The 17,266-nt window shown below is 72.9% G+C and carries 17 protein-coding genes; 3 read left to right on the top strand and 14 right to left on the bottom strand.

Annotated features, from left to right (window positions below; translation table 11 throughout):
- The first annotated feature begins 41 nt into the window (after positions 1-41).
- Positions 42-1,019, top strand: a complete 978-nt coding sequence (locus ACZ4MH_RS08795; protein WP_351591616.1) for a multicopper oxidase domain-containing protein — start codon at positions 42-44, stop codon at positions 1,017-1,019.
- Between the two features lie 49 nt (positions 1,020-1,068).
- Positions 1,069-2,373, top strand: coding sequence for a hypothetical protein (locus ACZ4MH_RS08800; protein ID WP_467754421.1), 1,305 nt, complete (start codon positions 1,069-1,071; stop codon positions 2,371-2,373).
- An 18-nt stretch (positions 2,374-2,391) separates the two neighbouring features.
- Here ACZ4MH_RS08800 and ACZ4MH_RS08805 read toward each other — a convergent pair whose 3' ends face one another.
- The 11 genes from ACZ4MH_RS08805 to ACZ4MH_RS08855 form a co-directional block, all read right to left on the bottom strand.
- Positions 2,392-4,017, bottom strand: a complete 1,626-nt coding sequence (locus ACZ4MH_RS08805; protein WP_351601236.1) for a GMC family oxidoreductase — start codon at positions 4,015-4,017, stop codon at positions 2,392-2,394.
- A gap of 96 nt (positions 4,018-4,113) precedes the next feature.
- Positions 4,114-4,701: a hypothetical protein gene (locus tag ACZ4MH_RS08810; protein ID WP_467754440.1), complete on the bottom strand. Its 588-nt coding sequence runs from the start codon at positions 4,699-4,701 to the stop codon at positions 4,114-4,116.
- A 59-nt stretch (positions 4,702-4,760) separates the two neighbouring features.
- Positions 4,761-6,200: a HAMP domain-containing sensor histidine kinase gene (locus tag ACZ4MH_RS08815; RefSeq protein ID WP_351601239.1), complete on the bottom strand. Its 1,440-nt coding sequence runs from the start codon at positions 6,198-6,200 to the stop codon at positions 4,761-4,763.
- Positions 6,201-6,331: 131 nt separating this feature from the next.
- The gene (locus ACZ4MH_RS08820; RefSeq protein WP_351601231.1) at positions 6,332-7,039 is read right to left on the bottom strand and encodes a response regulator transcription factor; all 708 of its coding nucleotides are present in this window, start codon (positions 7,037-7,039) and stop codon (positions 6,332-6,334) included.
- A 79-nt stretch (positions 7,040-7,118) separates the two neighbouring features.
- Positions 7,119-7,529, bottom strand: coding sequence for a spore wall synthesis regulator SsgD (gene ssgD / locus ACZ4MH_RS08825; protein ID WP_351601228.1), 411 nt, complete (start codon positions 7,527-7,529; stop codon positions 7,119-7,121).
- Between the two features lie 237 nt (positions 7,530-7,766).
- Positions 7,767-8,180 carry a spore wall synthesis regulator SsgD gene (gene ssgD, locus ACZ4MH_RS08830; protein WP_351601227.1) on the bottom strand — a complete coding sequence of 138 codons (414 nt, stop codon included), beginning with the start codon at positions 8,178-8,180 and terminating at the stop codon, positions 7,767-7,769.
- Between the two features lie 353 nt (positions 8,181-8,533).
- Positions 8,534-8,779, bottom strand: a complete 246-nt coding sequence (locus ACZ4MH_RS08835; RefSeq protein WP_351601226.1) for a DUF2630 family protein — start codon at positions 8,777-8,779, stop codon at positions 8,534-8,536.
- A gap of 158 nt (positions 8,780-8,937) precedes the next feature.
- Entirely contained in the window at positions 8,938-9,444 is a 507-nt protein-coding gene (locus ACZ4MH_RS08840) for a MarR family winged helix-turn-helix transcriptional regulator (RefSeq protein ID WP_351601225.1), read from the bottom strand.
- Between the two features lie 146 nt (positions 9,445-9,590).
- On the bottom strand, positions 9,591-11,474 hold the full coding sequence (locus ACZ4MH_RS08845) for an FUSC family protein (protein WP_467754422.1): 1,884 nt from the start codon (positions 11,472-11,474) through the stop codon (positions 9,591-9,593).
- 208 nt (positions 11,475-11,682) lie between these two features.
- The gene (locus ACZ4MH_RS08850) at positions 11,683-12,003 is read right to left on the bottom strand and encodes a hypothetical protein (RefSeq protein ID WP_351594773.1); all 321 of its coding nucleotides are present in this window, start codon (positions 12,001-12,003) and stop codon (positions 11,683-11,685) included.
- A 276-nt stretch (positions 12,004-12,279) separates the two neighbouring features.
- Positions 12,280-12,882 (bottom strand): TetR/AcrR family transcriptional regulator, encoded by a 603-nt coding sequence (locus tag ACZ4MH_RS08855; RefSeq protein WP_351594775.1) that lies wholly within the window; start codon positions 12,880-12,882, stop codon positions 12,280-12,282.
- A 309-nt stretch (positions 12,883-13,191) separates the two neighbouring features.
- Here ACZ4MH_RS08855 and ACZ4MH_RS08860 point away from each other — a divergent pair, with 309 nt between their 5' ends.
- Positions 13,192-13,980, top strand: coding sequence for an SDR family oxidoreductase (locus ACZ4MH_RS08860; protein WP_351594777.1), 789 nt, complete (start codon positions 13,192-13,194; stop codon positions 13,978-13,980).
- 233 nt (positions 13,981-14,213) lie between these two features.
- Here ACZ4MH_RS08860 and ACZ4MH_RS08865 read toward each other — a convergent pair whose 3' ends face one another.
- From ACZ4MH_RS08865 to ACZ4MH_RS08875, 3 genes are all read right to left on the bottom strand, one after another.
- A complete protein-coding gene (locus tag ACZ4MH_RS08865; RefSeq protein WP_351594779.1) occupies positions 14,214-15,038 on the bottom strand; it encodes a DeoR/GlpR family DNA-binding transcription regulator in 825 nt (274 codons plus the stop codon).
- Between the two features lie 113 nt (positions 15,039-15,151).
- On the bottom strand, positions 15,152-16,033 hold the full coding sequence (locus ACZ4MH_RS08870; RefSeq protein ID WP_351594781.1) for a class II fructose-bisphosphate aldolase: 882 nt from the start codon (positions 16,031-16,033) through the stop codon (positions 15,152-15,154).
- A 137-nt stretch (positions 16,034-16,170) separates the two neighbouring features.
- Positions 16,171-17,079 carry an SIS domain-containing protein gene (locus ACZ4MH_RS08875; protein WP_351594784.1) on the bottom strand — a complete coding sequence of 303 codons (909 nt, stop codon included), beginning with the start codon at positions 17,077-17,079 and terminating at the stop codon, positions 16,171-16,173.
- Between the last annotated feature and the right edge of the window lie 187 nt (positions 17,080-17,266).

Genomic DNA, 17,266 nt, shown 5'->3' on the forward strand with positions numbered 1-17,266 from the left:
GACGGCTCACTGCCGAGAGCGCTTTCTGCGAGGGGAGCACGATGACCGAGGACTCCGTCAACACCGCCGTGCCCGGGGCGGTCAGCCGCCGGCTGTTCGCGGGCGGGGCCGCCGCCGCGGCACTCGGCACGATCGGCCTGGCCCCCGCGGCAACGGCCGCCGCGCCCCAGGGGACCGTACGCAGGGCAGGCGCCGGCGGCGAGGTGAAACACCTGAAGCTCTACATGGAGCAACTCCCCGACGGAAAGCTCGGCTACGGCCTGGAAAAGGGCAAGGCCACCGTCCCCGGCCCGCTCATCGAGTGCACCGAAGGCGACACCCTGCACATCGAGGTCACCAACACCCTCGACGTCGCGGCCAGCCTCCATGTGCACGGCGTGGACTACGACACCGCCAGCGACGGCACGAAGATGAACCGCAGTCACATCGAGCCGGGCGGCACCCGCACCTACACCTGGCGCACGCACACCCCCGGCAGACGCAAGGACGGCACCTGGCGCCCGGGCAGCGCCGGTTACTGGCACTACCACGACCACGTCGTCGGCACCGAACACGGCACCGGCGGCATACGCAAGGGCCTCTACGGCCCGGTCGTGGTCCGCAGGGAGGGCGACATCCTGCCCGACCCGGACCGCCAGTTCACCATCGTCTTCAACGACATGACGATCAACAACCTGCCCAAGGGGCCCGACTTCAAGGCCACCATCGGCGACCGCGTCGAGATCATCATGATCACGCACGGCGAGTACTACCACACGTTCCACGTGCACGGACACCGCTGGGCCGACAACCGCACGGGCCTGCTGACCGGCCCGGACGACCCCAGCCGGATCGTCGACAACAAGATCACCGGCCCGGCCGACTCCTTCGGCTTCCAGTTCCTGGCGGGCGAGGGCGTCGGCGCCGGCGCCTGGATGTACCACTGCCACGTCCAGAGCCACTCCGACATGGGCATGGCCGGCATGCTCCTGATCGCCAAGCCGGACGGCACGATTCCCGGACACGACGGGCACCACTGAGAGCCTGTGTCGGACCGAAGCGCGCGGCCCGCCGAGGCATGATCGGGGCATGAGACGTCCCGTCGGCCAGGTGTCCCGGCGCACCACCGCCCTGGCGGCGCTGCTCGCCGCGACCGTCGTGGCCGCCGTGCTCGGTACCGTACCGACAGGCGGACACGCCGCCCCCTGCGCCGCCAGGGAGATCGCCTCCTGGGCTCCCGAACCCCGCCTCACCAGCGCGTTCGCCCGGTACGGCGACGACAACTCCCGGCTGGACGACTGGACGGGCGGCGACGGCACCCACTCCGTACGGCTGCCCGACGGCCGCGTGCTCTGGCTGTTCTCCGACACCTTCCTCGACCGGGTCGAGGGACCGCCCAACCCCAAGGGACAGCCGCACTCCTGGCGCCGGAAGGCCGACGGCGGCGGCCCGCCCGCCCTGCTCCGCAACTCCCTCGTCGTCGGGGACCGGACGGGACGCCCGTACGACACCCTGGTCCGCCACACTCCGGCCGGGCCCGCTGGCTACTTCCCCGACCCGCCGCGTGGGCGCGCGCCGACGGGGGCGTGGCGCTGGCCGGTGGCCGCGCGCGTGGAACCCCGTACACCCGGTTCCTCCGAACGGGTACTCCGCGTCCTGCTGTGGAACCGCGCCCCGGGAACGGGCCCCTGGCTCTTCGGCGAGCCCCGCTCCACCGAGGTCGCCACGCTCTCCCTGCCCCGGCTGCGCCTGGAACGCGTCACCACGGTCGCCGACCGCGCGTCTGTGCCCGACCCCGGAGCCCGCGTGCTGTACGGGACGGCGGCCGTACCGGAGGGGCGCTACACCTACGTGTACGGCGGCGATGCCCCCACCAACCACCCGGCCGCCCGGGCGTACCTCGCCCGGGTCCCCGTCGGCCGGCTCGCCGAAGCGCGCGCCTGGCGCTACTGGGACGGCGCCGGCTGGCGGGCCGGCGCCGCGCGTGCCGTGCCCGTGCTGCGGAGCGGCGGCCGGCGCGGCGTCGGCAGCGCCTTCACCGTCGTCCGCGACGGCGGCACATGGCTGCTGTTCACCATGGACGCGGCGGGCCCCGGCGGCCGCGGCCTGGCCACCTTCACCAGCTACTGGTCCTGCACCGCGCACGGCCCCTGGCACGGTCCGAACGGCGCGGTCACCCCGCCCCGGCCGCCCGACCCGGCGGACTCCGACGAGCGCACCGCGGTCTACAACCCGCAGGCGCACCCTGAGTTCACCGGCCGGCCCGGCCTCGTGCTCAGTTACGACGTCAACACCCTCGGCCCGCCCGGCACTCCGGCCGCCGGCGCGGTCAACGACGACGTGACGCTGTACCGGCCGCGGTTCCTGCGGGTACGGATGACGGCACCTGACTGAGCGTCACCCGGCTGCGACTCACTCGCCGTTCCCGTAGCGGATCAGGTCGGCGGCCCGTTCGGCGATCATGATGGTGGGGGCGTTGGTGTGGCCGCGCGTGATGCGTGGCATGACCGACGCGTCGACGACCCGCAGGCCTTCGACGCCCCGGACCCGCAGCGCCGGATCGGTCACCGCGTCGTCGCCCGTGCCCATCCGGCAGGTGCCCACCGGGTGGTACAGCGTCTCCGCCAGCGCCCGCACCATGGCCTCGGCACCGGCGTCGTCCGTGCGTTCCGGACACGGCGGCAGCGCGCCGCCGACGTGCGGGCGCAGCGCCGCGGTGCCGTACAGCTCGTCGGCGAAGCGCACGCCCGCGACCATCCGCCGCAGGTCGGCCGGCGCGCTCAGGTACGCGGGCTCGATGCACGGCGGCGCGGCCGGATCGGCGTCGGTCAGCGTGATCCGGCCGTGGCTCTCCGGCTGCAGCAGGATGACCCCGATGGTCACGCCGTGCTCGGCCGGCGGCGTGAGGCCGTGGCCGACGAACGGCACCGGCGCGAAGATCAGCTCCAGGTCCGGCGCCGCCAGCTCCGGGGCGCTGCGGATGAACGCGACGGCCTCACCGACGTTCGAGGTCAGCGGGCCGCGCCGGGCCAGCAGATAGCGCGCGATGTTCGCGGGCGTATCGGCACCGGTGAGCGTGACCGGGTGCTGCGCGTACCGCAGTACGGGCACGGAGAGGTGGTCCTGCAAGTGCCGCCCGACACCCGGCAGATCGGCCACCGGCGCGATGCCCAGCGCCTTGAGGTCGTCGGCGTCGCCGATGCCCGAGCGCAGCAGCAGTTGCGGGGAACCGATCGCGCCGGCGCTCAGCAGCACCTCGCGCCGGGCCCGCAGCACGCCGTCCGCCAGCTCCACCCCGCACGCCCGGCCGCCGTCGAAGAGGACGTGGCGCGCCTCGCTGCCGGTGACCACCGTGAGGTTGGCGCGCCGCAGCGCGGGCCGCAGATAGCCGTCCGCCGTGCTCCAGCGCCGCCCGCGCCGCTGCGAGAGCGGGGTCGCCGCGCAGCCGCTGTGATCCGGGCCGTTGAGCTCCGGCAGCAGCGGCAGGCCGGATTCCGTACAGGCGTCGAGGAAGGCGGTGGAGAGCGGGTGGAGGTCGCGCGCCGGGGAGATCCACAGGGGGCCGGCCGCGCCGTGCACCGGCTCCTTGCGCCCCTCGCCGCCCGAGGGCGGGCCCGCCCACCGCTCGGCCCGCCGGAAGTAGCGGGCGACCTGGTCGTACCCCCACTCCTCGCCGGCCGTCGCCGCCCAGGCGTCGTAGTCGTCGCGGTGGCCGCGCACCCACATCATCGCGTTGAGCGAGGACGAGCCGCCGAGGGTGCGGCCGCGCGGCCAGTACAGCGCCCGGCCGTCCAGCGCCTCCTGCGCGGTGGTGGTGAAGTCCCAGTCGTACTCCGTCTTGAACAGCTTCGGGAAGGCCGCGGGGATGCGGACCTCCTGCCTGCGGTCCGGGCCGCCCGCCTCGACCAGCGCGACCCGCACCGTCGGGTCCTCGGACAGCCGCGCGGCGAGCACACAGCCCGCGGAGCCCGCCCCGACGACGATGTAGTCGTACGCTCCCGAAGCCGCGCCCCCGTGCGTTCCTGACCGCCGTGTCATCCGCAACTCCCTTGCGCCGTCGGCATGGTGACCGGAGTGATCGCCGACAGCAGCGTAGAGGAACGGCCGCCGCCCGGTCAGCGGTGCGGGCAGTGGTCAGGAGTGCGGTGTGCTGTCCGGAGTCGCCGTGGGGGTGCCCTGCGGGGACGCCGAGCGCGGTGTGATGTACGGGTAGGCGTTGTTGCCGCCGCAGACCAGCGGGCCGACCTCGACGTCCTTGCCGCGCACGGTCACCGGGACCTCCTCGGGCGGCCGGTCGCCGGGCACCTGCCCGTTGGCCGCCGTGCACACCAGCTGGCTGAGCGCCGGCTGGTCGAGCTTCTCCGGGTCGGCCGGCATGGCCACCGTGAGGCGGCCGGCGCGCGAGGTGACCGTGACCTGCCCGCGCAGGTCCGGCAGCGCGGTCGTCAGGCCCCGCTGCCGCTCGGCGGCGTTCGGGCCGGTCAGCAGCAGGTCGACGGCGCGCTGCGGGGTGGCCGGGCGGTCCGCCGACCGCGCCGCGGACCGCAGACCGGTCGAGGCGAGGAAGAACAGCTGCACGTCGGCGGGGGCCTGCCCGTCCGACTTCAGCCCCGTCGCCGGCTCCCCGGCGTCGATCACATCGCTGGGCTCGACGCCGCAGCCGGCCAGCGTCGCGCCGACGAGCAGCGCGGTCAGGGCGGCGGCCGCCCGGCGGCGCCTCATGGGCCGCACGCGCTTCACCCACCTCGCATACTTCACCCGCCTCACCCACCTCGCACGACTCATGCCTCCTCCTCGCCCGAGCGCAGCGGCAGCTCGATCGTGAAGACCGCGCCGCTGTCCGGCTCCGGGGAGTTGGCGGCGCGCAGGGTGCCGCCGTGCAGCCGTACGTTCTCCATGGCGATCGCCAGCCCCAGACCGCTGCCCTCGGACCGGGCCCGGGCCGAGTCCGCCTTGTAGAAGCGGTCGAAGACGTGCGGCAGCACCTCCGGATCGATGCCCGGTCCGTTGTCCGCCACCTCGATCACCAGCCGGCCGTCCTCCGGAGCACGCAGCCGTACGGCGACGGGCTCGCCCCCGTGGTGCAGCGCGTTGCCGACCAGATTGGCGACCACCACGTCCAGCCTGCGCGGGTCCAGCCGGGCCCGCACGCCCGCCGCGAGATCGGCCGTCACCCGGTCCTGCCACGCCCTGGCCTGCAGCGTCTTACGGATCGCCTCCGCGACGTCCACGTCGTACACATGGAGCGCCGCGGCACCCGCGTCGAACCGCGACACCTCCATCAGGTCTTCCACCATGCGGGCCAGTTTGCCGGTCTCCTGGCTGATCAGCCGCACCGCCGACGCGGTGTCCGGGTCCAGCTCCCCGGCCTCCACGTCCTCGTCCAGTACGTCCGTGACCGCGCTCATCGCGGCGAGCGGCGTGCGCAGCTCGTGCGAGACGTCCGCCGCGAACCGCCGCGAGTTGGACTCCAGCCGGCGCAGCTCGGCGACGTTCTCCTCCAGGTGCGCCGCCATGTCGTTGAACGTACGGGACAGCTCGGCCAGTTCGTCCCCGCCCTTGACCTCCAGCCGGGTGTCCAGCTTGCCCTGGGCGAGCCGCCCGGCCGCCTGCCGCAGCTTGCGGACAGGGCGCAGCACGCCACGGGCCGCGAACAGCGCCGGTACGAGGGCCAGCGCCAGCACCGGCAGCGCGCCCCGCTGCGCGGCGCTCACCAGCTCCTCGACGTTGGCCTCCTCGGCGCGCAGCGGCAGCCGGGCGTAAACGGAGAGCGCCGAGGGGGCGCGGTCGTGCGCCCGGGTGACCGGCATGCCGATCAGCAGCCACGGCTCGCCGCCGCGCTCGACCCGCTGGAACGCCGGTACGTGCCGCCGCTCCACGGACTCCCGCAGCGCGTCGGGCACCGCCACGTCCGCGTCCGAGCCGTCGCCCGGCACGCCCTCGTAGTCCGCCTCGACGTCCCAGTCCCGGGCCTTGCCGGACCGGTCCAGCTGCCGGGCGAACTCGTCCAGATCGGCCCGGCTGGGCGGCACGGGCAGGTCGGGCGCGAGCGAATTGATCTGCGCCCGCAGATCGTTGATGGCGGTGTCCTGCGACCGTTCCAGGATCGCGTTCCGGGCCTCCCGGTACGTGAGCGCGGCAGTCGTCAGCGCGCTGACGGCCGCGACCAGCAGAAACGCGACGACCAGCCGGGCCCGCAGGCCGCGCAGCAACTGGCGCAGCCGGGCCCGCCGGGAGCCGGCCGGGGGAGCCGTCGGCGGGCTCGCGGCCGACCGGGCGCCGGAGTGGTCGTTCCCAGCGGTCCGGACATCGGAGGAGCCCTGCCCGGCGTGCCGGTCCTCGGAGTGGTCCCTCACAGTGGGCCGAAGCGGTAGCCGAAGCCGCGGACCGTCTGGACGTAACGCGGGCTGCGCGGGATGTCCTCGATCTTCGTCCGCAGCCGCATCACGCACGCGTCCACCAGCCGCGCGTCCCCGTGGTAGCTGTGCTCCCACACGTGCTCCAGCAGCTGCTGACGGCTGAACACCTGCCCCGGCGCCGCCGACAGGAACAGCAGCAGCTTCATCTCCGACGGCGCCAGCGCCAGGTCCTGGCCGTTCTTGGCCACCACCAGCCCGGCCCGGTCCACGACCAGTTCGCCGTGCGCCTCCACCGGCAGCGGGCCCGGCTCGTGCGGTGCGGACTCGCCGAGCGCGGGCGGCGCCGTACGCCGCAGCACCGCCCGTATGCGGGCCTCCAGCACCTCACCGCGGGCCGGCTTGACGATGTAGTCGTCCGCGCCCGCCTCCAGGCCGAGCACCACATCGAGGTCGTCGCCGCGCGCCGTGAGCATGATGATCGGCAGCTGCCGGTCGGCCCGGATGCGGCGGCACACCTCGAAGCCGTCCTTGCCCGGCAGCATCAGGTCCAGCAGCACGATGTCGGGCCGGAAGGCCGGCAGCGTGGTCAGCCCCTCCTCGCCGCTGGCCGCGGCCGCCACCTCGTGGCCGCGCCGCCGCAGCGCGAGCGAGACCCCGTGCCGAACGGCGGCGTCGTCCTCGATGAGCAGTACTCGTGGCATGTGACCAGTATCGGTACGTTTCTTGACGGGTCGGTAACAGGGGCACCCGACGGGGCCCCGTCACGCCCTCCCGGCTCTCTCAGCTCTCGCCACCGAGCAGCTCCGCGAGGCCGCCGTCCACGTCGAGCCGCTCCTCCCCGGCGGGCACCGCCTCGTACGCACGCGTCAGGAAGAGCCGGATGTCGGCGGAGCTCATCTGGACCATCGCGACGCCGTCCGCCACGTGCAGCTCCAGTACGGTCCGGTCGCCGCCGAGCGGCCGCACCCGTACGTCGCCGGTGCCGGACGCCCCGCGCAGCCCCTCGGAGAGGAGCTCTCGCGCGAACGTCCACTCCACCGCCGCGCCGTCCAGCGAGATCTCCGGCGGGAAGGACATCCGTACGGCCAGCGGGTCTGCCGGGTGGTAGTGCAGGGTGGCGGGCACCGGACGCGACCCCGGCGCGGTCGCGATCAGACGGACCTGCACGGCTTGGTCGATGGCGCTCTGCATCGCGGCTGCTCCCTTACGGCTGTCGGGTCGTGATCGTGGCCGGGTGTGCACACGGCCCACTCTGCTAGACGCAGTGCCCGGGTGAGCCGTGCATGTGACATGGGTGTGATCTATGTCATGTCAGGTGTGATCCGTGTCGTCTGGGGGAGGCGCCCACCTTTGGCTCCCTCCCGGGTCCGATGTGTCAGATACGGAATATCAGGTGCTCCTACTGGGCGCGCACCCGGGTCCCGCCTTTCACGCCTCGCGCAGCAGCGCCGCGAGGTCGGCGTCCACGTCCAGGAAGCGGGACTCGGCGCCGCGCGGCACCACGAGGTACGCACTCGACAGGAAGCGCCGGAGATCGGCGGAGGCGAACCGGACCATCGCCATGCCGTCAGCGGCGTGGAACTCCAGCATCGTGTGGCGCGGTCCGCACGGCCAGGCGTGCACGTCACCGTCCCCGGCCGGCCCCTGCAGCCCGTCCGCCAGCAGATCGCGGCCGAACGTCCAGCGGACCTCCGCGCCGTCCAGAGAGGCAGCGGCCGGGAAGATCGCCTGGACGGCGAACGGGTCGGTGCTCTTGTAGCGCAGACGGGCGAGGACGGCGCGCGACTGCGGTTCCGTCGCGATGAGGCCGGCCTGAACAGCGTGGTCGATGATGTCCGGCATCGTCGGCTCCCTGGTGTCTGTCCGGTGCGGTTCCTTGCCTGTACGACATCTATGACGACCGCATCGTTACGGCAGTGCACCGGATTTCCGCGTGAGCTGCGTCACGGGTCCCCGGGGAAGCGGACAACCGCTCCTCACGCCGACCGCGCACCGCCTCCCGGGGGCAGCGGCCGGAAGCAGGACGCGTTCGCTCTCCGCCGGTTGCCGTACGCGCCCCGGCGCCCGGGGCGACCGCCGGATACGCCGAACGTACCGGCCGCCACCGCCGGACACGCGTACGCCACTCCGGAGCGGCGCAGCGCCCCGGGGCGGGTCCTGCGACTGAGGCCCCGGGGCGGGCTTCGAGGCCGGTCCTACGACCGGTACTGCTCCACCTGGGACGACGGGCGGACGGCCGCCTCGTCCGGGTTCTGCCCGAACTCGCTCTTGGCGCGCCGCTGCCGCAGCAGGTCCCAGCACTGGTTGAGCTCGCGTTCCAGCGCCGCCAGCTGCGTGCGCTCCTCGTCACCGCCGCTCTCCTCGTCGGCGATGCGCTCGCGCAGCGCCTTCTCGGTCTCCACCATCGCCGCGATACGGGAGAGGATCTCCTGCTGGTCCATGGGTCACTCCTCACTACCGCACAAGCCCCTGGGCCTTACGGCTCACTGTAGGAAGCGGCGCACTCGACCGCGATTCGGCGCGGCCGGGCTTTGCCCCGGCGGCCGGGGCCGCTCTCAGGTACGCGGGTGCCCAGTCTCAGGTACGCGGGTGCCCAGTCTCAGGTGCGCGGGGTGCCCAGCCGCCCTTCGAGGTGCAGCAGCAGGTCGGAGAGGGTCGTGGAGAGGTTCCCCAGCTCCTCGCCGGACAGCCCGGACAGCAGGCTGGACTCGAACGAGAGCTGATCGGGCAGCAGCCGGTCGATCAGCTCGCGGCCCTGGTCGGTGAGGCTGAGGTGGGCGACCCGGCGGTCGCGCGCATCCGCGCGCCGGGCGACCAGGCCGCGCTCCTCCAGCAGCCGCAGCCGCTTGGTGACGGCGGCACCCGACGCGAACGTCTCCCGCGCGAGCTGCCCCGGAGTCAGCTCGCGCCCCGTGCGCCGCAGCGTGCCGAGCAGGTCGAATTCGGCGCGGGTCAGCCCCTCCTGTACCAGCGGTGCGTCCACCGCCTGCTGGAGCAGCGCGGAGCAGCGGTTGAGCCGGCCGATCACGGCCATCGGCCCGGTGTCGAGACCGGGATGCACCTGCTGCCACTGCCGCAGCACCCCTGCGACGATGTCCTCGGCCACGCTCAGCTCTCCTTCGTCCGCCGTTCTTCCGCGCCCATTCTGCCCACGGGGCGCGTACCCGTGTCTCACGCCGGGGCGGGGCCGCCGACGTACGCCTGGTATTGCTGCTGCTGGTGGTGGTTCGCTGTCCGCTGTCCGCTGGGCCGTTACGCCGCCAGCGTCGGCGCGGTGAGGCGCCGGACGAGGCGGGCGAGGGTGCGGTGGCCGTCGCGCTCGGTGAGGGTGACGCGCTCGGCGGGCAGGGCGCGCTGCCACCACTCGCCGGAGGCGACCTCGACGGCCTCGCGCAGTTCGACCAGTGCCGCGGCGAGCCGGTCGCGGGCCCACCCCGCTTCGTGGTCGTCCGGCAGATCCGCGTCGAGCACCGCGGCCGCCGCTTCCCTGGCCGCGACGACGCGGGCCACCGCGGCCTCGATGCGGTCGGTGGCGCGCCGGTTGGTCACCAGTACGCAGCAGATCAGGCCGATGATCGCGCCGACCACCGTGTCCACCCACCGGTCGCGCACGAGGACGTCGGCGGGCATCGCGTTGCCGAAGGAGGTGAGCAGCAGCGCCATCGGGGTGACGCAGACGGAGCCGAGCCAGTAGTTGCGGGGAATCCACGCCTCCGCGCCGACCTGGAAGAGGAGCACCAGCAGCACCATCGCCAGGTGACCGGTGTGGATCACCGGCAGCAGCGCGGTGAAGAGCAGCAGCCCGAGGAGGTTGCCCAGCGCGCGCTGGACGGCGCGCTGCCAGGAGAGCGTGGTGTTGGCCTGGAAGACCGAGGCCGCGGTGACCACCGCCCAGTACGGGTGCTCGGAGCCGATCGCCATGGAGGCCCAGCCCGCGAGCGTACAGCCGATCATGACGCGCGCCCCGAGCGGCAGCAGCGGCGAACCGGGCCGCAGCCGCGCCAGTACGGGCCGGAAGCCGCGCAGGTGGTCGGGGGAGGGGCGCCGCAGATCGGCCACGCCACCGTCCTGGCCGGGGCCGGGGCCGGAGCCGGAGTCGGAGCCGGCGGGGGTCGGGGTGGCCGGGGTGGCTGGGGCCGGGGTGGTCGGGGCCAGTGCCGCCCGGCCGGTACGGGCCATTGCCTCCTGGTCGGCGGCGATGCCCGCCAGCTCTGCGGTCTGCCCGGCGTCCAATGCCACCTCGGGCAGCGGCCGGCCGCGGCGCAGGTCATGCGCCCAGGCGTCGAAGCACGCGGCGTCCGCGGCGCGGGTGGCGGCGTCCGAGGCGCGCGTACCAGGGGCTATGGCGCGGGTACCGGCGTCTGCGGCGCGGGCGCGGGCGCCGGTGGTCGGCTCGGCCAGGGCGGACTCGGCCTGGATGAGCAGGCCCTCCAGGCGGGCCCTGGCGGCGTACTTGGCCGCGCTGCGGGCCGGTACGAGGAACAGCGTCTGCCAGGCGGCGTTGACCGCGGCCGCGGTGGCGTGCCGGGGGCCGGCGGCGGCGTCGGGCGCGGCACGCAGCAGCCCGGCGGCGGCCTCCAGCGCCCGCGCCGTGGCGATCCGCTGCGGTCCCTCGGGCCGTACGAGCCAGGGCGCCATGCACACCAGCCACGCGACGGCCCCGCCCGCGACGGCGAGCAGCAGGTGGAAGGGGATCAGGCCCGGCTGCTGCGGCACGAAGAAGGCGGAGGCGGAGATGAAGGTGATGATGAGGTTGCCGGGCGGTCCGATACGGGTCGCGTCGCACATCATCTTGTGCACCGCCGCCAGCGCCGAGGCGATCAGCACGAGCAGCATGGTGTTGCCGATGAAGGCGGAGCTGACCAGGCCGACGGCGAGGCTGGCGATCATGGAAAGGACCACCCAGGCGACGGTCCGGGCGCGCGCGGCGTACGGCTTGTTGTGCGCGTAGAGCGCGCACATCGCACCGGCCGAGGTGTAGAGGACCAGGTCCATCCGGTCCAGGGCGAGCAGCGCCAGGTCGGGCACGGCGATGGCGGCGGCCGCGCTGAACGCGGGCTTGTGCCAGTGCCGCGTCTCCACGGGGCGACGCAGCCGCACGGTGCTCTTGACCGGCAGCGGCCGCGCCCGGATCACGCCACCACTGCTCTTCGTGTCCTTTTGTCTCAGTCGCGTCGGTCCAGCATGCTTGCCCATACGCAAATATTAACAGGTGTTTTACTAGTGAAGAATTAGCCCGCAGTGAAGGCAGGTCATGGGAGCCCCCGGCGGAGGCGGCTCAGCCCGAAGCGCAGCCGCCCCCGACCAGTGGCTGTCAGCCGCCGTCACTTGCCGTGCGTCATCCTCAACAGGGACGGTTCTTGACGTACAGCGCCCGCGGGTCGCGATCCGTGCCGTAGCGCACGTTCTTCGTCGCGCCCTTCTTCAGCCTGCCGCGCGGATCAGGGCGCGTTGGTACGACGACGGTGTAACAGGCTGTCCGCTTGTCGCACAGGTTCGTCAGCCGGACGTACCGCTTGTGCTTCTTCGTGAAGTACTTGACCACCTTGACGCACTGCGGTGCCCGATGGTGCCGGGACGCGGCCGCGGCCGGCTCCACCGACGCTATGCCCAGAGTCCCGCTCAGTGCGGCGGCAGCGATGACTGCAGCCAGAAATCTACGCATGGGTCCCCCCGTGATCGGTCACTTGACTATCGCATTTTCCGCGAGCCGGACAAGGGGCACCCTGCCCGTACAAGGGAGCACGCTGCGGTACGGGGGGCACGCGGGGCGCCCGACACGGGAGCACACCCACGAGAACGCTCTGGCCGTGCTACGAACCACGGGTTCGGCGGTCTCTCCGCCGCCGGCCGCCGCCCGCCGTAGGTCCGCAACCGGTCGCCGATCGACCGGACCGTCGCCGATCAACCGGATCGTCGCTGGCTGCCGCCCGTCGACCGTCTACAGGTGGTCGATCCGCAGATACCGCAGCGCCCGAGCGGTCAGCGTCATGACGTCCTCTGCCCCATCGCCCCGCGCCCAGTACTCCATCGCCACCGTGATCCCATCGATCAGCGCCGCGGCCAGCAGCCGGGTCTCCATGCTGTGGGGATCGCCGCCGGTACGCGGCGCGAGCACCGGTGCCAGCCGGTCCTGCAGCTCCCGCCCGGCTGCCAGCCAGCGCGTACGGAGCGGCGGTACCGAGCCCATCACCCGGAGCAGCCGCCGCGCCCGGTCCGCGTCGGCCAGGCGGCGCAGGGACGCCGAGTCGGCGAACGCCGCCTCGACGGCCTTGCTCAGTGGTTCGTCGGCAGGCCGCGCCGCCAGCTCGTCGACGAGGCCGCTGACGCTCGCCCTGAAGACCGGCGTGAGCGCGTCCTCCTTCGCCGGGCAGTACCGGTAAAAGGTACGCAGCGAGATGCCGGCCGCCCCTGCAATGTGCTCGACCGTCGTCGCTTCGTATCCCCGCTCGGAGAACAACTCTGCCGCCGCCTCGGCGATCGCCATCCGCGTCGCCTGGCGCCGCCCTTCGTCGATCGACGGCCGCCCCCGCCCCGCTGCCATACGCGTCACCCCTCTCCCGCCCGCTCCCCGCCGTCCCGTACCCCGGCACCGCCGCCGCTCGGGCATCGCCGCCCGGAACCTCGTCACTCTGCCACAGCCCCCACAACACTCACTCCACCCGCGAAGCCCGCAGCGCCCACGTCCCCCTCCCCGCCACCTCCTCGCCGCATTCCCCCTCTCCTCCCTCCTTCCTCCTCCTTTCTCCCTCCTCTCCTTGCCGCCCTTATTGGCACGACATGCCATTTAATCTAGGTTGGTCACTCCACTCGCCCGAGGCCGGCGGCGCCGGCAGCGAAGGAGCCACCGGCCATGCCCCCTGCCTCGCGCACCTACCTCGTCACCGGAGCGGCATCAGGCATTGGCGAGGCCACCGCGGCCCGCCTCCGGGCAGCGGGCCACACCGTCATCGGCGCCGACCGGACCGCCGAGGCAGCCGGCGTCGCGATAGCGGCCGATCTCGCCACGGAACAGGGCCGCGCCGAACTGGCCGCCCGCGCCCGGGAACTCACCGGCGGCCGGCTCGACGCCGTCATCGCCTGCGCCGGCCTCGCGCACTTCACGCCCGACACTCTCAAGGTCAACTACTTCGGCGCGGTCGCCACCCTGGAACGCCTGCGCCCGCTGCTCGCCGCCGGCACCGACCCGCGCGCGGCCGTTGTCGCCTCCGTCGCCGCCGTACACCCCTGCGACCCGGCCATCGTCGACGCCGCCCTGGCCGGCGACGAGGCGGCGACGACCGCGGCAGCGCAGAGCGCCATCGACCGAGGCGAGGGGCACCTCCTCTACGGATCGTCCAAGGCGGCCATCGTCCGCTGGGTACGGCGCACCGCCGTCACCGACGACTGGGCGGGCGCCGGCATCCCCCTGAACGCCATCGGCCCCGGCACCGTCCTGACCCCGATGACCGAAGGCATGCTCGCTGACCCCGCCACGCGCCAGGTCGTCGACACCGTCGTCCCGATGCCGCTCAACGGTCACGCCCGCCCCGAACAGGTCGCCCCGCTCCTGACCTGGCTCACCTCACCCGAGAACACCCACGTGACCGGCCAACTCCTCTTCATAGACGGCGGCGCCGAAGCCCTCCTCCGCCGTACGTGACGCACGAACCGGACCTGGCAGTCGGGCCCGCGACGACTGGAGGATCACGGGTGTCGCGTGGGGTGGACACGCGATACGCGATACCCGTGGCTCCGGCCGCCGCGGCAGCAGCAGAGCCGACCTCGTCACGCCGCTCAGACCGCTCAGTCCGCGCCGACCCGCGTCATGCCGCTCAGTGCGCGCCGACCCGCTCATGCCGCTCAGGCCGCGCCGGCCCGCGTCACGCCGCCGCCTCAGCCCTCTGCGGTCGTGATGGTCTCCTGTTGCTGGGACGACGCGGCGATGACTCGCAGGCCGCGGTCGGTGAACTCCTTTCGCACGGATTCCTCCGCCCTGTCGTCGGTGATGAACGTGTCAAAGACATCGGCGTCGCCGATCCGGGCGAAGCAGCGGGCACCGATCTTGGACGAGTCCGCGACGACGACGGCCCGCCGGGACCGCTCGGCCATGAGGCGGTTGACGCGGGCCTCCGCCTCGTCGTGCACGGTGGCCCCCATCTGCGGGTCCATGCCGTTCGCGCCGATGAACGCGATGTCCACGGAAATCTGCCGCAGCACCAGCTCGCTGAACGGGCCGACGAGCTCGAACGACCGCGACTGCGCGACGCCCCCCGTCAGCACGATCTTGATCTGCGGCCGTACGGCGAGCTCATTGGCGATGTTGAGCGAGTTCGTGACGACCGTCAGATGGGGGTGCGGACCGGCTTCCGCGAACTCCGGCCGGGTGGCCAGGGTCCGGGCGATCTCCGTGGTGGTCGTACCGCCGCTGAGCCCAACGACATCGCCGCGCCCGACCAGTTCGGCCGCTGCCCGGGCCACCGCCTCCTTCTCCGCCGCGCGATGGGCGTGCTTGTAACGGATGGGCAGGTCGTACGCCACGGAGCTCAGCACCGCACCGCCACGCGTCCGGGTGAGCAACTGCTGCTCGGCCAGCGCGTCCATGTCGCGGCGCATCGTCGCGGCCGAGACCTCCAGCGCGGTCGCCGCCTCGTCGACATCCACCCTGCCGCGCTCCCCGAGCAGCTCCAGCAGGGCATTCATCCGTTCATGGCGCTTCATGCGAAGACCCTAACCGCCGCCTGTCCGCCGTTCGCCGCGTTGGTGCGTCGGCTCCGGCACCGGCACGGGCTGTGGCACCGGCTCCGGCACCGGCTCCGGAGTCGGAGTCGGCGTCAGCCGCGGGCCGAGGCCGCCGGGGAGTACTGGCCCGGGAGGGCCGTCGTCGCGCCGAGGGCACTCAGTATTCGGGCCGCCTCGTCGGCGACCGCTGCCCGGGCCGGCTTGACGTACTTCCGCGAGTCCACCAGGTCCGGGTCGTCGGCCAGTGTGTCCCGGAGGGAGCGGGTGAAGACCGAGACCAGGTGGGTCGAGATGTTGATCTTTGTCATGCCGGCGGCCACCGCCCGGCGCAGCTCTTCGTCCGGTACGCCCGAGGAACCGTGCAGCACCAGGGGAACCGGCAGTTTCTCGTGCAGTTCGGCGATGAGCTCCTTGTCCAGTACGGCCGTCCGCTCCCGCATGGCGTGCGACGACCCGACCGCCACGGCCAGCGCGTCCACTCCCGTGGCCGTGACGTACGCCAGCGCTTCCTCCGGGTCGGTGCGCACGCCCGGCGCGTGGACACCGTCCTTGCCGCCGACCTCGCCCAGCTCCGCTTCGACGTACACCCCCCGCTCGTGGCACCAGGCGGTCAGCTCGGTGGTGGTCGCGACGTTCTCCTCGTAGGGCAGGGCCGAGGCGTCGACCATCACCGAACTCACCCCGGCCGCGACTCCCTCGTGCACCAACTCGGGCTGCGTGATGTGGTCCAAGTGCACCGCCGTCCGCGCGGAGGAGGCTTCCGCGAGCGCGAGGGTGGCGCGGGTGATCGGCAGCAGGCTGCCGTGATACCGGACGCAGTTCTCGCTGATCTGGAGGATGACCGGGATGCCCGTGCGCTCGGCGGCCGCGACCAGCGCCTCGGCGGTCTCCAGGTGAATGACGTTGAACGACACCGCGCCGACCCGTGCCTCATCGGCGGCCCGGACTATCTCTGACGTGGGGACGAGGGGCATGGAGCCGGCCTCCCTGGCGTGTGGGCGGATGAGGAAGACATGAGGAAGACAGTCAGGGCGGAGGAGGAATCAGGAAGGATCGCGAATAGGGAGGACAGGGAGGACAGGGGGATCAGGGGGGCAGGAAGGGCAGGGGATCAGGGGGTCGGCGGGGTGTTGTCGAGCATGACCGAGCGGGTGAGGCTGCGCGGGTTGTCGGGGTCCAAGCCGCGGGCGCGGGCCCGGGCCAGTGCGACGCGATGGATCAGTACGAGGTCTGCGAGCGGGTCACGGTCGTGCGCCACGAACCGGGCGCCGGTGCGGGTGACTTCGTCCGTCAGCCCGTCCGGCGCGGCGCCGAAGAGCCAGGTGACGCGGCCCGGGGCGGCGATGGATATCGGGCCGTGCCGGTACTCCATGGCCGGATACGACTCGGTCCAACTCTGCGACGCCTCGCGCATTTTGAGTGCCGCCTCGTTGGCCAGGCCGACGGTCCATCCCGTGCCGAGGAAGGAGAACTGCTCGGCGTCGACCCACTCCTGCGCGACGGGAGTGGTCAGCGCCTCCTCGGCGTCGCGTATCGCAGCGGAGAGGTCTTCGCCGAGGTGGGCGCGGAGCAGGGCCAGGGCTGTGGTGGCGAACCGGGTCTGTACGACGGAGCGTTCGTCGGCGAAGGGCAGCGCGACGGTCTCGTCGGAGAGCTCCCTCGCCGGGGTGTCCCGGTCGCCGAGCAGGGTCACCGTGGGAATCCGGCCCCGGACGGCCTCCAGTACGCGCAGGACCTCCGTCGTGGTCCCGGAGCGGGTGATGGCCACCACCGCGTCGTAACCGCGGTCCGCGCCCAGGAAGCTCTCGGAGGCGGGGAAAGCGTCGGTGACGCCGGCGCCTGCGGCTTCGCGCAGCGCGGCATACGACTGCGCCATGAACCACGACGTGCCGCAGCCGATGACGGCGACGCGCAGGCCGTGCTTCGGCAACGGGCCCGCTTCACCGCCCAGGCGCGCGGCCTTGCGCCACGTCTGCGGTTGGCTGCTCAGCTCCTGCTCCATGTACGACGTGCCGGTCATGGTGATCCCGCCCCTCCGTCAGTCGGCTAGTCGGTCAGTCGGCCGGTTGGTGTTTTGCGTGTTGGCGCTCAATGAGTGGCTGAATGAGTGAGTGAAGATGCAATTTTCGGCTTCGTTGCAATCAACTGTACGCATGAACGAGGAGGGTCGCCATCCCTCGTTCGGATGAGCCGTGGAGGGGATCGCT

The sequence above is a fragment of the Streptomyces sp. NPDC026301 genome, from assembly GCF_055567935.1.

Coding starts and splice junctions, on each gene's coding strand:
- ACZ4MH_RS08800 (WP_467754421.1), top strand. CDS start 1,069: ATGAGACGTCCCGTCGGCCAGGTGTCCCGGCGCACCACCGCCCTGGCG.
- ACZ4MH_RS08860 (WP_351594777.1), top strand. CDS start 13,192: ATGCCCCCTGCCTCGCGCACCTACCTCGTCACCGGAGCGGCATCAGGC.
- ACZ4MH_RS08835 (WP_351601226.1), bottom strand. CDS start 8,779: ATGGACCAGCAGGAGATCCTCTCCCGTATCGCGGCGATGGTGGAGACC.
- ACZ4MH_RS08810 (WP_467754440.1), bottom strand. CDS start 4,701: ATGAGGCGCCGCCGGGCGGCCGCCGCCCTGACCGCGCTGCTCGTCGGC.
- ACZ4MH_RS08795 (WP_351591616.1), top strand. CDS start 42: ATGACCGAGGACTCCGTCAACACCGCCGTGCCCGGGGCGGTCAGCCGC.
- ACZ4MH_RS08820 (WP_351601231.1), bottom strand. CDS start 7,039: ATGCCACGAGTACTGCTCATCGAGGACGACGCCGCCGTTCGGCACGGG.
- ACZ4MH_RS08855 (WP_351594775.1), bottom strand. CDS start 12,882: ATGGCAGCGGGGCGGGGGCGGCCGTCGATCGACGAAGGGCGGCGCCAG.
- ssgD (WP_351601227.1), bottom strand. CDS start 8,180: ATGCCGGACATCATCGACCACGCTGTTCAGGCCGGCCTCATCGCGACG.
- ACZ4MH_RS08865 (WP_351594779.1), bottom strand. CDS start 15,038: ATGAAGCGCCATGAACGGATGAATGCCCTGCTGGAGCTGCTCGGGGAG.
- ACZ4MH_RS08805 (WP_351601236.1), bottom strand. CDS start 4,017: ATGACACGGCGGTCAGGAACGCACGGGGGCGCGGCTTCGGGAGCGTAC.
- ACZ4MH_RS08875 (WP_351594784.1), bottom strand. CDS start 17,079: ATGACCGGCACGTCGTACATGGAGCAGGAGCTGAGCAGCCAACCGCAG.
- ACZ4MH_RS08850 (WP_351594773.1), bottom strand. CDS start 12,003: ATGCGTAGATTTCTGGCTGCAGTCATCGCTGCCGCCGCACTGAGCGGG.
- ssgD (WP_351601228.1), bottom strand. CDS start 7,529: ATGCAGAGCGCCATCGACCAAGCCGTGCAGGTCCGTCTGATCGCGACC.
- ACZ4MH_RS08870 (WP_351594781.1), bottom strand. CDS start 16,033: ATGCCCCTCGTCCCCACGTCAGAGATAGTCCGGGCCGCCGATGAGGCA.